At 61.4% G+C, this 15,852-nt stretch carries 10 protein-coding genes; 6 read left to right on the top strand and 4 right to left on the bottom strand.

Going from position 1 to position 15,852, the window contains the following annotated elements; all coding sequences use genetic code 11:
- Positions 1-44 precede the first annotated feature (44 nt).
- Positions 45-893, bottom strand: coding sequence for a DUF72 domain-containing protein (locus BGO64_RS15540; protein WP_010674092.1), 849 nt, complete (start codon positions 891-893; stop codon positions 45-47).
- A gap of 428 nt (positions 894-1,321) precedes the next feature.
- On the opposite strand from BGO64_RS15540, the gene aspS reads away from it, so the two are divergent.
- The 3 genes from aspS to BGO64_RS15525 all read left to right on the top strand — a co-directional run bounded on the left by aspS (position 1,322) and on the right by BGO64_RS15525 (position 6,065).
- Complete coding sequence (gene aspS / locus BGO64_RS15535) at positions 1,322-3,088, top strand: aspartate--tRNA ligase (protein WP_045525291.1); 1,767 nt, start codon at positions 1,322-1,324, stop codon at positions 3,086-3,088.
- Positions 3,089-3,188: 100 nt separating this feature from the next.
- Positions 3,189-3,929 (top strand): YebC/PmpR family DNA-binding transcriptional regulator, encoded by a 741-nt coding sequence (locus BGO64_RS15530; protein ID WP_286700980.1) that lies wholly within the window; start codon positions 3,189-3,191, stop codon positions 3,927-3,929.
- Between the two features lie 510 nt (positions 3,930-4,439).
- Positions 4,440-6,065 (top strand): phosphoethanolamine transferase, encoded by a 1,626-nt coding sequence (locus BGO64_RS15525; RefSeq protein WP_041212708.1) that lies wholly within the window; start codon positions 4,440-4,442, stop codon positions 6,063-6,065.
- A 69-nt stretch (positions 6,066-6,134) separates the two neighbouring features.
- On the opposite strand, the gene nagC is transcribed toward BGO64_RS15525, so the two are convergent.
- Genes nagC through nagB form a run of 3 tightly spaced genes read right to left on the bottom strand, consistent with a single transcriptional unit; the run spans position 6,135 to position 9,309 of the window.
- A complete protein-coding gene (gene nagC / locus BGO64_RS15520; RefSeq protein WP_010674096.1) occupies positions 6,135-7,349 on the bottom strand; it encodes a DNA-binding transcriptional regulator NagC in 1,215 nt (404 codons plus the stop codon).
- A 4-nt stretch (positions 7,350-7,353) separates the two neighbouring features.
- Entirely contained in the window at positions 7,354-8,499 is a 1,146-nt protein-coding gene (gene nagA, locus BGO64_RS15515) for an N-acetylglucosamine-6-phosphate deacetylase (protein ID WP_039039842.1), read from the bottom strand.
- Between the two features lie 9 nt (positions 8,500-8,508).
- Positions 8,509-9,309 (bottom strand): glucosamine-6-phosphate deaminase, encoded by an 801-nt coding sequence (gene nagB / locus BGO64_RS15510; protein ID WP_010674098.1) that lies wholly within the window; start codon positions 9,307-9,309, stop codon positions 8,509-8,511.
- Positions 9,310-9,581: 272 nt separating this feature from the next.
- Here nagB and nagE point away from each other — a divergent pair, with 272 nt between their 5' ends.
- From nagE to glnS, 3 genes are all read left to right on the top strand, one after another.
- Positions 9,582-11,036: an N-acetylglucosamine-specific PTS transporter subunit IIBC gene (gene nagE / locus BGO64_RS15505; RefSeq protein WP_286700979.1), complete on the top strand. Its 1,455-nt coding sequence runs from the start codon at positions 9,582-9,584 to the stop codon at positions 11,034-11,036.
- Positions 11,037-11,158: 122 nt separating this feature from the next.
- The gene (locus BGO64_RS15500; protein ID WP_286700978.1) at positions 11,159-13,822 is read left to right on the top strand and encodes a beta-N-acetylhexosaminidase; all 2,664 of its coding nucleotides are present in this window, start codon (positions 11,159-11,161) and stop codon (positions 13,820-13,822) included.
- Positions 13,823-14,160: 338 nt separating this feature from the next.
- A complete protein-coding gene (gene glnS / locus BGO64_RS15495) occupies positions 14,161-15,822 on the top strand; it encodes a glutamine--tRNA ligase (protein WP_134996726.1) in 1,662 nt (553 codons plus the stop codon).
- Positions 15,823-15,852: the final 30 nt, after the last annotated feature.

The raw sequence follows: 15,852 nt of genomic DNA, 5'->3' as shown, positions 1-15,852 counted from the left end.
AGCGGCTTTTTTTGGGGACGGAGAAGGGGCGGGGAGGGGGCCGCTCAAAAGGGCAGCACCCCCTGGCGGGCGCGATCGTTTTCTCCCGGCCAGGGGGCCATCTCCTGGCCGAGCAGGCGGCTGATCTGCCGTGCGAGTTCGGGGGCCCGGGCATTGTCGGCGGTGTGAACAAAGAGGTAGAGATCCTTGCCTTCCTGGAGCCATTGTTTCCAATGTGGCAACCATGGTGGCAAAAATGGGTGATTGTCCTCGATTTGAGGCAAACCAATCAGGCGCACCACCGGGGCACCCCCCGTGGCCAGCAGATGGACCGGCAACCTGGGTTTCTTGCCCTGGGCATCGATCATGGCGGCCGTGGTGGCGGGCACCGAGAAGAGCGGGCGGCTGTCGAGCATGATGCGATTGATGCCCCGCGCCATCAGCATCCGGTTGAGGGCCCGTTCCGCCTCCCCCTTGGCGAAGAAATCGGGGTGGCGCACCTCGAGGGCATAGGTGAAATCCTGGGGCAGCCGCGCGAAGAAGGCATCCAGACGGGCCAGCCCCTCTGGCCCGAAGCGGGCGGGCAGTTGCAGCTTGAGCAGCCCCAGCTTGTCATGCAGGGGGGCCAGCAGGCGGATGAAGGCCGTCACCTGTTTGTCTGCGCTCACCAGATCGCTCTGGTGGCTGATCTCCTTGGGAAACTTGAAGCTGAAGCGAAAGTGGTCGGGGACCGCATCGGCCCAGCGCTGCACCGTCTCCGGGGTCGGCGAGGCGTAGAAGGTGGTGTTGCCCTCCACGGAGTTGAACACCCGGGCATAGTCGGCGAGGTGCTCGGCGGGCCTGGCATTCATCCCCAGCAACTGGCCGGGCCAGGCCGGGTGTGACCACTGGGGCAGGCCCAAATAGAGGCTCATGATGGTTCCTGTCGGCAGGTTGGCGCACTTTTGCCCTCCTTTTTGCGCCAGAACAACAAAAAACAGGGTAAAGGGGGCTGCGGGCCATTTTACCCAAATGGAGGTTTTCCTCTATAATGCCAACCCTTTTGTTTGCCACATTGTCGTAATGCGCGCGACCGAGCCCCCGGGTGACGATGATCGCGGCCCGGCAGTGGCCAGACAACGACGCCAGCCGATACCCCGGCGCCCACTCGTCATCCCGGTCGGGAGCGGGGGCATGCCTGGGACGGCGGCAAGAATCCGGCTCGGGGAGCCGGATGACCCGAGACAGATTTCAAACCGGGCAAGAAGCAGGATCTGGCCAGCTGTGAGACAGACGGTGCTTGCCAGTCGTGCCCGGCGACCCAGGATGAACCGTCTCTCTACCATTTCGAAGGAAGAAGTCCATGCGCTCTATCTATTGCGGACAGGTCAATGAGGCCCATGCCGGGCAGACCATTACATTGTGCGGTTGGGTCCATCGTCGTCGTGATCTCGGCGGCCTCATCTTTATCGACATGCGCGACCGCGAGGGCATCGTGCAGGTGTTCTTCGATCCGGACAAGCCGGACGCCTTTGCCCTGGCCTCCGAGCTGCGCGGCGAGTTCTGCATCCAGGTGACCGGCGTGGTGCGTACCCGCCCCGACTCCCAGCGCAACAGCGACATGGCCACCGGTGCCATCGAGGTGTTCGCCCACGAGCTGACCATCATCAACCGTGCCGAGCCGCTGCCCCTTGACTTCAACCAGGTCAACAGCGAAGAGGTGAGCCTCAAGTACCGCTACCTGGATCTGCGTCGCCCCGAGATGGCCAAGTACCTGAAGACCCGTGCCAAGGCCAGTGCCTTCGTGCGCCGCTTCATGGACGAGCACGGCTTCCTCGACATCGAGACCCCGATGCTGACCAAGGCGACCCCGGAAGGGGCCCGTGACTATCTGGTGCCGAGCCGCGTGCACAAGGGCAAGTTCTACGCCCTGCCGCAGTCCCCCCAGCTGTTCAAGCAGTTGCTGATGATGTCCGGCTTCGACCGCTACTACCAGATCGTCAAGTGCTTCCGCGACGAAGACCTGCGTGCCGACCGCCAGCCGGAATTCACCCAGATCGACGTGGAGACCTCCTTCATGACCGCGCCCCAGGTGCGTGAAATCATGGAAGAGATGATCCGCAAGCTCTGGCTGCACATCCTGAACGTGGACCTGGGTGACTTCCCCATCATGACCTTCGACGAAGCCATGCGCCGCTTCGGCTCCGACAAGCCGGACCTGCGCCTGCCCATGGAGCTGGTGGACGTGGCAGATCTCTTGACCGAGGTGGAGTTCGCCGTGTTCGCCGGCCCCGCCAAGGATCCGAAAGGCCGTGTGGCGGCCCTGAAGGTACCGGGCGGCGCGGAACTGTCTCGCAAGCAGATCGACGAGTACACCAAGTTCGTCGGCATCTACGGTGCCAAGGGCCTGGCCTGGATGAAGGTCAACGAAGCCGGGAGCGGCCTCGAAGGGGTGCAGTCCCCGGTGGCCAAGTTCCTCTCTGACGCCATCGTGCGCGAGATCCTGGCCCGCACCGGCGCGATGGACGGCGACATCATCTTCTTCGGCGCCGACTCCAAGAAAGTGGTGTGCGATGCCATGGGCGCCCTGCGCCTGAAGGTGGGCCGCGATCTGGGCCTGGTGGAGAACGTCTGGAAGCCCCTGTGGGTCATCGACTTCCCCATGTTCGAAGAAGATGGCGAAGGCGGCCTGGCGGCCATGCACCACCCCTTCACCGCCCCGAGCAACCTGGGCCCGGCCGAGCTGAAAGCGAACCCGGTGGGCGCTTACGCCAACGCCTACGACATGGTGATCAACGGCTACGAAGTGGGTGGCGGCTCTGTGCGTATCCACAACAGTGAGATGCAGTCCACCGTGTTCGACATCCTGGGGATCACCCCGGACGAGCAGCGCCTGAAGTTCGGCTTCCTGCTGGATGCCCTGAAATACGGCACCCCGCCCCACGCTGGCCTGGCCTTCGGTCTGGACCGCCTCAGCATGCTGCTGACCGGCACCGACAACATCCGGGATGTCATCGCCTTCCCGAAAACCACGGCGGCCGCCTGTCTGATGACAGACGCCCCGAGCTTTGCCAACCCGGCCCAACTGGGCGAGCTGGCGATTGCGACCACCGTCAAGGGTGACGAATAAGCCGTTATCGGCAACAAAGGCCGCAGCGATGCGGCCTTTCCCGTTTCCCCCTGGGCGCAACCAGTGTTACTGAAATTTCCAACTATAACGGAGAGTCCCTATGGCAGGTCACAGTAAATGGGCCAACATCAAACACCGCAAGGCGGCGCAAGACGCCAAGCGCGGCAAGATCTTCACCAAGCTGATCCGCGAAATCACCACCTCCGCGCGTCTGGGTGATGCCGATCCTGCCAACAACCCCCGCCTGCGTGCAGCGGTGGCGGCAGCCCTGACCAGCAACATGACCCGCGACACCATCAACCGCGCCATAGCCCGTGGGGCCGGCGGCGGTGACGGCGAGCAGCTCGAGACCATCGTGTACGAAGGGTACGGCCCGGCCGGTTCCGCCGTCATGGTGGAGTGCCTGACCGACAACCGCAACCGTACCGTGGCCGAAGTGCGTCACGCCTTCAGCAAGTGCGGCGGCAACCTGGGGACCGACGGCTCCGTGGCCTATCTGTTCACCAAGAAGGGGGTGCTGACCTTCGTGGGCTCCGATGAAGACGCCCTGATGGACGCCGCCCTGGACGCCGGTGCCGACGACGTGGTGACCGAAGAAGATGGCACCATCGAGGTCTACACCACCCCGAACGACTTCGGCACCGTGCTGGACGGTCTGGAAGCGGCCGGCTTCAAGCCCGAGAGCGCCGAAGTGACCATGATCCCCTCCACCGAGGCGGAACTGGATGCCGAGACCGCGCCCAAGCTGATGCGCCTCATCGACATGCTGGAAGATCTGGACGATGTGCAGGAGGTGTACCACAACGGCTCCATCTCCGACGAGATCGCCGCGACCCTGTAATTGCCTCTCGGGAGCGCTGTGATCCCCCAGGGCAAGGGGAGGGCGACCACAACGGTCCTCTCCCCCGGCTCCGACGAGATCGCCGCGACCCTGTGATCCCCCAGGGCAAAGGGGAGGGCGACCACAACGGTCCTCTTCCCTGGCTCCGACGAGATCGCCGCGACCCTGTGATCCCCCAGGGCAAGGGGAGGGCGACCACAACGGTCCTCTTCCCCGGCTCCGACGAGATTGCCGCGACCCTGTTCAGGTTCGCGAACACACAGGTGCGACACCTTGTTTACCTTCGCAAAAACGGCAGCCCGGGCTGCCGTTTTTTTATGTGCCAGACCGCGCACCTCCCCTTGTGGTTCGATTTCCTCTCTTAATGTTCGCTTAAGTTTGCCGTCCTAGGATGACCCCGTATCTGGACCTCCCTGGCTCTTGTCCTGTTTTTCAGGGCCGAGCGCCGGGATGGTCACCACGAAGCCTGCTGGCAGGTTGTTAGTTCCACTGGTTTGTCGGAGTCTCTCTATGCGTCTCACTCTGGGAGTGATGAAGGTCAATCTGTTGCTGGTGCTGCTGTTTGCACTGGTCTTCAACTGGCCCATTTTCCTGCACTTTTATCGCATTCTCAGCGCCCTTGAACACGTCAAGGCGGGGTTTGTCCTCTCCATTCCCCTGGTACTGGTGGCGGCCCTCAACGCGGTGTTCCTGCCCTTTACCTTCCGTTATCTGCTCAAGCCCTTTTTCGCCTTGCTCATCCTGACCGGCTCCCTGGTCAGCTACGCCATGCTCAAGTACGGGGTGATCTTCGACATGGGCATGATGCAGAACATCATCGAGACCAACAGCGGGGAGGCGGGCTCCTACCTCAACGGCTCCGTGGTGCTCTGGTTCCTGCTGACCGGCCTGCTGCCGGTGCTGGTTCTGCTGTGGGTGAAGATTGAGTACCCCCGTCCCTGGTACAAGGGACTGGGTCTGCGCCTCGGTTCCATCGCCCTCTCCTTGCTGTTTCTGATGGGGGCTGCCGCCCTTTATTACCAGGATTACGCCTCGGTCGGGCGCAACAACAAGTCCCTCGGCAAGGAGATAGTGCCCGCCAACTATGTGCACGGGCTCTACAAGTACGCCCGGGATGTGGTCTTCGCGACTCCCATTCCCTACCAGCAGATCGGCACCGATGCCAGGGTGATCGGCCAGCATGAGAAGCCGACCCTGATGTTCCTGGTGGTGGGGGAGACGGCCCGCAGCCAGAACTACTCCCTCAACGGCTACAAGAAGGAGACCAACGGCTTCACCGAGAAGGAGGCCAATGTCGTCTCGTTCAGGAACGTGCGCTCCTGCGGCACCGCCACGGCGCTCTCCGTGCCCTGCATGTTCTCGAACATGACCCGGCGCGGCTATGACGAGGCCAGGGCCCAGTCCCAGGATGGCTTGCTGGACGTGCTGCAACATGCCGGGATCTCGGTGCTTTGGAAGGAGAACGACGGCGGCTGCAAGGGGGTGTGCAAAAACGTCCCCACCATCGAGATTGAGCCCAAGGCATTCCCCGCATATTGCTCCGGCAATGCCTGTCATGACGAGGTGCTGTTGCAGGGGCTGGATCAGCAGATCGCCGACATGCAGGGCAAGCAGGGCAGCAAGCTGGTGGCCTTCCACCTGATGGGCAGCCACGGTCCGACCTACTATCGCCGCTACCCGGCCGCCGATCGCGTCTTCCTGCCGGACTGCCCGCGCAGCGACATCGAGAACTGCAGCAACGAAGAGCTGGTGAACACCTATGACAACACCATCCGCTACACCGACAAGGTGCTGGCCCAGCTCATCGACAAGCTCAAGAGCCTGGAGAGCCAGTACAACGTGGGGCTGGTCTATCTGTCGGATCACGGCGAATCCCTCGGTGCCATGGGGCTCTATCTGCACGGCACCCCCTACAAGTTCGCACCGGACGATCAGACCCGGGTGCCGCTCCTGACCTGGTTCTCTCCCCAGTTGCAGGCAGACCGTCAGCTCAATCTGGATTGCCTGCAACAGGAGGCAGCCAGCAAGCGCTTCTCCCACGACAACCTGTTCCACTCCATGCTTGGCATCATGGACGTGCAGACCCAGGTCTATGACGGCAAGCTGGATCTGTTCAAACCGTGCCGGGCGGGGTAAACCTGAGAAAACAGACCATAAAAAAACGGCAGCCACCGGCTGCCGTTTTCGTATCCGAAGGGGTAGGCCTTACTTCTGCTCCATGATGATCTGCAGCAGATCCCCTTCCAGCAGGGAGCGCTTGACCAGGGCGAAGCCGCCGATGGTGGGCTGGTTCTGGAAGCGCGCCTTCACGATGGGCAGGCCGCGATGGAAACTTGGCAGAGACTGGTGCTCGACGCAGCGGCGGATGGCCGGGATCAGGATCTCTTCGGCGGCGGTGATTTCACCGGCGATGAGCACCTTCTGGGGGTTGAACAGATTGACCGTGATGGCGATGGCGCGCCCCAGGTGCTCCCCCACGTTCTCGATCACGCTGCGGGCCAGCTCGTCACCGGCCACCGCCGCCTTGCACACCTCCTGGATGGTGATGTGCTTCTCCTGCAGCGAACTCAGGTGACCGCGGCTGATTAGCTCCTTCACCTTGTCGACGATGGCCTCGTTGGAGGCGATGGTCTCGAGGCAGCCGAAGTTGCCGCAGTGGCAGCGCTTGCCAAGGGGTTCGACCTGGATGTGGCCTATTTCACCGACGTTGCGGTTCTGGCCGAGAAACACCTTGCCCTTGGTGATGATGCCCGAGCCCGTCCCCTGGTGGACACTCACCAGGATGGAGTCCATGCAGTCGCGGGACTCGCCGAAGAAGTGTTCGGCCAGCGCCAGCGAACGGGTGTCGTTGCCCACGTAGCAGGGGAGGTTGAAGTGGTGCTCCAGGAGCTTGGCGAGCCCCAGGTTGCGGATCTGGTAGGTGGGGGTGTAGATGACCATGCCGGATTCGGGGTTGACCAGACCCGGCATGGTCAGCGCGATGCTGATGAGGTTGCGGCTGCGATCCTGATTGGCGTCGATGAAGGCGCCAATCTCCCGCAGCAGCATGTCCACCACGGGTTGCTGCTCGATCTCGGTCACCTGGGTGATGTGCTGATCGAGCTCCTTGCCGTCGAGGTCATACAGGGAGAGCTGCAGGTAGCCGCGACCCAGCTTGGCGGACACAAACTGGAAGCGATGCTTGATGGTGGTCAGGGAGATGGCGCGGCGCCCGCCAGTGGAGGCTTGCGGCGAGGTTTCCCTGATGAGGCCGTGCTCGATCAGTTGCCGGGTTATCTTGGTCACGCTGGCCGGGGCCAGCTGACTCAACTCGGCAATTTTGACCCGCGAGATGGGCCCCTGCAGGTCAATGAGGCGATAGACGACCGCACTGTTTACCTGCTTGATAAGATCTACGTTTGCTATTTGTCCGCCAGTCATAGTGTCACTGTGTTGTGTAGTGTCCGTTAACCACGGTCCCGCAGACCGCGAAGGCCTGATCAAAGACGGTGAGGTTGGCAATTTTTCCTACCTGGATACTACCGAGACGCGAGTCCCATCCAATGGCGCGAGCGGGGTAAAGGGTGGCCATTCTCAGTGCTTCGTCGAGCGGCAATCCGACCTGTTTGACCAGATTTTCCACCCCTTCGATCATGGTGAGGGCGGAGCCGCCGAGTGTACCATTCTCATCGACGCACTGACCATCGCGGAAATAGACGGTTGCGCCGCAAAAATCAAATTTCTCAAAGCCTTCCGGTGCGCCCGCCGCCGCGGTGGCATCGGTGACCAGCACCAGCCGCTCCCCCAGCATCCTGTGCGCCAGGCGCACGTTGGCCCAGTGTACGTGGTGGCCGTCGACGATGATGCCCGCATAGACATCCTTGCGATCGTAGATGGCACCGACCACGCCGGGCTCGCGACCATTCAGGGTCGGGGTCATGGCGTTGTAGAGGTGGGTGGCAAAGCGCATGCCGTTGTCAAAGCCCGCCATGGCCTGATCGTAGTTGGCGGCGGTGTGGCCGGCGGAGACCAGGATGCCGGCCTCCACCAGACGGCGGATGTGCTCGGGCTTGTTGCGCTCTGGCGCCAGGGTGATCTTGGCGATGGCGTCCGCGTTGTCGCAGAAGAAGTCGATCATCTCGTCGGCGGGCTGGCGGATCTGTTCGGCCGGGTGGATCCCCTTGCGCTTGAGGTTGGTGTAGGGCCCTTCCAGATGGACGCCAAGCACCTCGTTGGGGTGGGCGGCCATGTAGTCGCGGGTGACGGCGACGGCCTGCTTCATGTCCGCATCCGGGCTGGTGATCAGGGTCGGCAGGAAGCTGGTAGTCCCGGATTTCAGGTTGGCCGCCTGCATGGTGGCCAGGGTGTCCGTGGTGATGTGACCGTTGAACATGACGCCACCGCAGCCGTTGAGCTGGACGTCGATGAAGCCGGCGCTGAGGTTGGCGCCCTGGAGGTCAATCTGCTCGATGCCGGCGGGCAGTTCTGCCTGGCGGGAGATGGCGACAATCTTGTCGCCATCGATGACCACGCCATAACCGGTCAGCACGCAGCTGCCGGTGTAGAGAGTGCAATTAGTCAGAGCGTACATGGGAGCTCCTCAGAGGTGCTTGATGTTGTCGGCTTCCAGTTGCTGGAAGTAGCGCACCGTCTTGACCTTCAACTCCATGGTGGAAGGTTCGTCGCACACCACAATCCCTTTCGGATGCAGTTGCAGGGTGGAGATGGTCCACATGTGGTTGACGCTGCCCTCCACGGTGGCCTGCAGGGCCTGGGCCTTGGCGTGACCGACCACCAGGATCAGGATCTCTTCGGCGTCCATCAGGGTGCCGACACCCACGGTCAGGGCCAGCTTGGGCACCTGCTCCATGTCGCCGCCAAAGAAGCGGGAGTTGGCGATGCGGGTGTCTTCGGTCAGGGTCTTGACCCGGGTACGGGAAGCTAGGGAAGAGGCCGGTTCGTTGAAGGCGATGTGGCCGTCATTGCCGACGCCGCCCATGAACAGGTGGATCTTGCCGTAGGACTTGATCTTGTCTTCGTAACGCTGGCACTCGGCCACCAGATCCTCGGCGTTGCCATTGAGGATGTTGATGTTTTCCGGGCGAATGTCCACGTGATTGAAGAAGTTGTTGTGCATGAAGCTGTGGTAGCTCTCCGGGTGTTCCTTGGGCAGCCCCACGTACTCGTCCATGTTGAAGGTGACCACGTTCTGGAAGCTCACCTCGCCGGCTTTATGCAGCTCAATCAGGCGCTTGTAGGTGTTGAGCGGGGTGCCGCCAGTGGGCAGACCCAGCACGAAGGGGCGCTCGGCAGTGGGTTTGAACGCATTGATGCGGTCAACGATGTAACGGGCAGACCAGAGACCCACCTGGCTGGCAGACTTCAACGGGATCAGGCGCATTCTATATACCTCAGTACGGTTGCCGCACAGGGAGTGACGGCAAGGGACCAGACACGGATTCAAGTTGTTTTATAGCGTAAATAAAGATTGCGAACTAAGCCACATCTATCGGCTACCTTTATCTCTGTTGAGTGATAATGATCACGAAAGCTGGTTTATTAATTTGCGCAGCGAAATAAAACACATAGACTGCCAATCAAGCCTTGATGGCTTATGCGTCGAACGTGATAAGCACTTAATTTCTAGAAAAACACCAACTAAGGAGAGGAACCGTGAACATTCTCGGTTATATGCAAAAGATCGGCCGTGCCCTGATGGTGCCGGTAGCGGTATTGCCTGCCGCCGCGATCCTGATGGGGATTGGCTACTGGATTGACCCGAACGGTTGGGGTGGCGGAAGCCCTCTGGCTGCGTTTCTGATCAAGGCGGGCGCCGCCATCATCGACAGTATGCCCATTCTGTTCGCCGTCGGCGTCGCTTACGGCATGTCCAAGGATAAAGACGGTTCCGCCGCGCTGGCCGGTCTGGTCGGCTTCCTGGTGGTCACCACCCTGCTGAGCCCGGGCGCCGTGGCCCAGATCAAGGGTATCCCGGCCGACCAGGTGCCGGCAGCCTTTGCCAAGATCAGCAACCAGTTCGTCGGCATCCTGTGTGGTGTCATCGCCGCCGAGCTCTACAACCGCTTCAGCAGCGTGGAGCTGCACAAGGCGCTGGCTTTCTTCTCCGGTCGTCGTCTGGTGCCGATCGTGACCTCCGTGGTGATGATCGTCGTCTCCTTCATCCTGATGGCCGTCTGGCCGGTCATCTACGGTGGCCTGGTGAGCTTCGGTGAATCCATCGTCAGCATGGGCTCCACCGGTGCCGGCATCTACGCCTTCTTCAACCGTCTGCTGATCCCGGTCGGTCTGCACCACGCCCTGAACTCCGTGTTCTGGTTCGACGTGGCCGGCATCAACGACATCCCGAACTTCCTGGGTGGCCAGTCCTCCATCGACGCCGGCAAGGCTGTCGTGGGCGTGACCGGCATGTACCAGGCCGGCTTCTTCCCCATCATGATGTTCGGTCTGCCGGGTGCCGCACTGGCCATCTACCACAGCGCGAAGAAAGAGAACAAAGAGAAGGTTGCGTCCATCATGATCGCTGCCGCCTTTGCCGCCTTCTTCACCGGGGTGACCGAGCCGCTCGAGTTCTCCTTCATGTTCGTGGCGCCGGTACTGTACGTCATCCATGCCCTGCTGACCGGTATCTCCGTGTTCATCGCAGCCTCCATGCACTGGATCGCCGGTTTCGGCTTCAGCGCCGGTCTGGTGGATATGGTGCTCTCCAGCCGCAACCCGCTGGCGACCCAGTGGTACATGCTGCTGGTACAGGGTCTGGTCTTCTTCGGCCTCTACTACGTGGTCTTCCGCGCCGTGATCGCCAAGTTCAACCTGAAAACCCCGGGTCGTGAAGATGACGAAGCCGTACCGGTACAGGCTCAAACCACCGACCGCACCGAGCTGGCCAAGCAGTATCTGGAAGTGCTGGGTGGTCAGGACAACCTGGTGACCATCGATGCCTGCATCACCCGTCTGCGTCTGACCCTGAAAGATCGCAGCATCGTCGATGAGCGCAAGCTCAAAGCCCTGGGCGCGGCCGGTGTGGTCAAGCTCGGTGAGCAGAACCTGCAGGTGATTCTGGGCCCATTGGCCGAGATCATCGCCGGTGAGATGAAAGCCCTGCGTTAATCGAGCGACTCGCTCACCTCAAGTCTAAGTCCATTGTTGACATAACTAAGGGCCCCGCCTCGGGGCCCCATATAAAAAAAGCCAAGAAAATCCAACCTTTACTTCAAATGAGAGCAGCAGTTATGAACTTGAAACATTCTCTGTTAGCCATTGCCATGTCTACCGTTTTCGCCGGTCCCGCACTTGCAGCCGATGCTGCCAGGCAAGCGGTGGTCGACGCCCTCGCCAGCAACCTCGTCGTCAAGTACGAAGTCGTCACCAATGACGGTGCCGGCGCCGGTCTTGACTGCCAGGCCCTGGGCTCCGAGTGGGCAAGCTGCGGCGTTGCCAAGCTGCACCTGACCAACACCGGTGCCGACGTCACCTCCAAGGACTGGAGCATCTATGTCTCCTCCATCCGCCGCATCCAGCGGGTGGACAACGACCAGTTCACCATCACCCACCTGACCGGCGACCTCTATCGTTTGACGCCGACCGAGAAGTTCCAGGGCTTTGCCAAGGACGCCACGGTCGAGGTGCCCCTGGTGGTGGAATACTGGGTATTGTTCGAATCTGACATCATGCCGAACTGGTATGTCGCCAGTGAAGGGGCCGAGCCGAAAGTGCTGGCCAGCATGAGCAACATCGACGATGCCAGCACCTACGAGAAGCCGATGCCGGCCGATGGCTGGAAGCGCACCAAGGATGACAACAACATCCTGATGAACAGCGAGACCCGTTTCGCCGCCAACCAGACCAGTACCCTGCTGCCTGCCGGCAAGATTGACGACCGCATCCTGCCAAGCCCGATGAAGCAGGTGGTCAAGGCCGGCCCGCAAGTCGACTTCTCCACCATCAAGCTCAATGCCCTTGACCTGCCGAGCGATCGCGCCGAGGCCCTGAAGGCGCAACTGACCAAGCTGGGTGTTACCCTCTCCGACACCGGCTACCCGGTCACCATCAAGCTCGGCAGCAAGCTCAAGCAGGCCGAAGGCTACGACATGACCATCGGCAAGAAGGGCACCGTCATTCAGGGGCACGACGTTGACGGCGCCTTCTGGGGCGCCCAGTCCCTGATCTCTCTGCTGGGTGTTGACGACAAGCTGGTGAGCCAGATGAGCGTCGAGGATGCGCCGCGCTTTGAATACCGCGGCATGCAGACCGACGTGGCCCGTCACTTCCGAAGCCCCGAGACCATGAAGAAGCTGGTTGACCAGATGTCCGCCATGAAGCTCAACGTGCTGCACCTGGGGCTGACCAACGATGAAGGCTGGCGTCTGGAGATCCCGGGCCTGCCGGAGCTGACCGACGTCGGCAGCCAGCGTTGCCATGACGAGTCCGAAACCAAGTGCCTGATGCCGCAGCTCGGCTCCGGCCCCACCAGCGACAACCAGGGCTCCGGTTTCTACAGCAAGGCGGACTACATCGACCTGGTACGCTATGCCAAGGCCCGCGGTGTGACCGTGATCCCCGAGATCAACATGCCGGCCCACGCCCGTGCCGCCGTGGTCTCCATGGAGGCGCGCTACAAGCGTCTGATGAGCGAGGGCAAAGAAGCCGAGGCCAACCAGTTCCGTCTGACTGACCCGGCCGATACCTCCAACGTCACCTCGGTGCAGTTCTACGACAAGATGTCCTTCATCAACCCCTGCCAGCCGGGTGCCGCCACCTTCGTTGCCAAGGTGATGGACGAAGTGGCCCAGATGCACCAGGCCGCCGGCCAGCCGCTGACCGCCTGGCACTACGGTGGTGACGAGGCGAAGAACATCATGCAGGGCGGTGGTTACCAGGATCCAGCCGTCACCAAGAAAGAAGATCTGGTGGCCTGGAAGGGCAACGTCGACTCCAGCAAGCAGGACAAGCCGTTCGGCAAGTCCCCCATGTGCCAGAAGATGATCGACGATGGCAAGATCAAGGACGTGGCCGAGCTGCCGGTCTACTTTGCCAAGGAAGTGAGCGAGATGGTCAAGGGCCACGGCTTCTCCACCCTGCAGGCGTGGGAAGATGGCCTGAAGTACGCCACGGATGCCAGCGTATTCGCCACCGACAAGACCCGGGTCAACTTCTGGGAAACCCTCTACTGGGGTGGTTTCAACGAGGCGATGAAGTGGGCGCACAAGGGCTATGACGTGGTGCTCTCCAACCCGGATTACCTCTACTTCGACTTCCCGAACGAGGTACACCCGGCCGAGCGCGGCTACTACTGGGCAACCCGCTTCAACGACACCCGCAAGGTGTTCGCCTTCTCCCCGGAAAACCTGCCGCAGAACGCCGAGACCTCGGTTGACCGCGACGGCAACGCCTTCGTGGCCAAGGGTGACCAGGATCCGGTCAAGTTCAAGGGGATCTCCGGTCAGCAGTGGAGTGAAACCGTGCGCACCGATGCCCAGTACGAATACATGGTCTATCCGCGCATCTTCTCCGTGGCCGAGCGCGCCTGGCACAAGGGCGGCTTCGAGCTCGATTACGTGAAGGGTCGCGAGTTCTCCGGCACCACCAAGCATGTCAACAAGGCCACCCTGAACAAGGAGTGGAACCAGTTTGCCAACGTGCTGGGTCAGCGCGTGCTGCCGAAACTGGACCAGGCCGGGGTGGAATATCGCCTCTCCGTACCGGGTGCCAAGGTGGTGAACGGTGTGCTGGAAGCGAACGTGGATCTGCCGGGTCTGCCCATCCAGTACAGCCTGGACGGCAAGAGCTGGAGCGCCTACGATGCTGCCGCCAAGCCGACTGTGGATGGCAAGGTCTGGCTGCGTACCACCAGCTTCGATGGTAAGCGCACCAGCCGCGTCACCGAGCTGAACTGATAGCTCTCAATCCATAACGCAAGGTGGGTCGCAAGACCCGCCTTTCCCAAGGTCGATGACCATCGGGTTTGGGAAAGGTTGACTCTGCGTGTGAACCTTTGTTGTGTGTGTTTTGTCTGTTTTTCATCACTTGAGACCCCGCCCCGTGCGGGGCTTTTTTTGACCAGGATCTCTGCAATTTCTCCCGTTTCGCCGTTTTTGGTGCGCCAATGACCCGAATTGGCCAAATTCAGGTTGAGGCAGGGCGCGTAATGAGGGATCATACCCGGCTTGACGGCGGGGGTATGAGGGTGCCAGCCGGCACAACGTCCGCCAGTGACGCATTTTTGAGGTGAGCCATGAGTCAGGCGAACAGCCCAACTAACTTTATTCGTCAGATCATTGATGAAGATCTGGCCAGCGGTAAGCACAGCAGCGTGCATACCCGTTTCCCGCCGGAGCCGAACGGTTATCTCCATATCGGCCACGCCAAATCCATCTGCCTGAACTTCGGCATCGCCCGCGACTATCAGGGTCAGTGCAACCTGCGTTTCGATGACACCAACCCGGCGAAGGAAGACATCGAGTTCGTGGAGTCCATCAAGCAGGACGTCCAGTGGCTGGGCTTCCAGTGGAGCGGCGAGATCTGCTACTCCTCCGACTATTTCCACAAGCTGCACGGCTACGCCATCGAGCTCATCGAGAAGGGACTGGCCTATGTGGACGAGCTCTCCCCGGAGCAGATGCGCGAATACCGCGGCACCCTGACCGCCCCTGGCAAGAACAGCCCGTTCCGCGATCGCAGCGTGGAAGAGAACCTTGCCCTGTTCGCCAAGATGAAGAACGGTGAGATGGCCGAAGGGAGCGCCTGCCTGCGCGCCAAGATCGACATGGCATCCCCCTTCATGGTGATGCGCGATCCCGTCATCTATCGCATCAAGTTTGCCCACCACCACCAGACCGGTGACGAGTGGTGCATCTACCCGATGTATGACTTCACCCACTGCATCTCGGATGCCCTGGAGGGGATCACCCACTCCCTGTGTACCCTGGAGTTCCAGGACAACCGTCGCCTGTATGACTGGGTGCTGGACAACATCAGCATCGACTGTCACCCCCGTCAGTACGAGTTCTCCCGTCTGAACCTCGAATACACCGTCATGTCCAAGCGCAAGCTGAACCTGCTGGTGACCGAGGGGCACGTGAACGGCTGGGATGATCCGCGCATGCTGACCGTCTCCGGTCTGCGCCGCCGTGGTTACACCCCGGCCTCCATCCGCGAGTTCTGCAAGCGCATCGGTGTGACCAAGCAGGACAACATCGTCGAGATGAGCATGCTGGAAGCCTGCATCCGCGACGATCTCAACGAGAACGCCCCGCGCGCCATGGCCGTGCTGCACCCGGTGAAGGTGGTGATCGAGAACCTGGCGGCGGACGAGGTGCTGACAGCCCCTGCGCACCCGAACAAGCCGGAGATGGGGACCCGTGAGCTGCATTTCTCCCGCGAAATCTTCATCGACGAGGCGGACTTCAAAGAGGAAGCCAACAAGCAGTTCAAGCGTCTGGTGCTGGGCAAGGAAGTGCGCCTGCGCAACGCCTACGTCATCAAGGCCGAACGGGTCGAGAAGGATGCGGACGGCAAGATCACCTGCATCTACTGCTCTTACGACCCCGAGACCCTGGGCAAGGATCCGGCGGACGGCCGCAAGGTGAAAGGGGTGATCCACTGGGTCAGCGCCACTCACTCCCTGCCGGCCGAAGTGCGTCTCTACGACCGTCTGTTCAAGGTGCCGAACCCGGGCGCCGAGGATGACTTCGAAGCGGCCCTGAATCCGGAATCCCTGGTGATCATCGAAGGGGCCCGGGTGGAGGCTTCCCTGAAGGATGCCAAGCCGGAGTTTGCCTACCAGTTCGAGCGTGAAGGTTACTTCTGCGCCGACAACAAGCTCTCCAGCGCCGAGCGCCTGGTGTTCAACCGCACCGTGGCCCTGCGTGACGTCTGGGGCAAGGCCGAGGTCTGATAGAAGAGGGCAGGGGAAACCCTGCCGCTT

The sequence above is a fragment of the Aeromonas sp. 62-46 genome (assembly GCF_001898585.1).
GTDB lineage: Bacteria > Pseudomonadota > Gammaproteobacteria > Enterobacterales > Aeromonadaceae > Aeromonas > Aeromonas caviae.
Note: the sequence above shows the minus strand (reverse complement) of the source record. Positions and strands in the feature narration are given on the sequence as shown.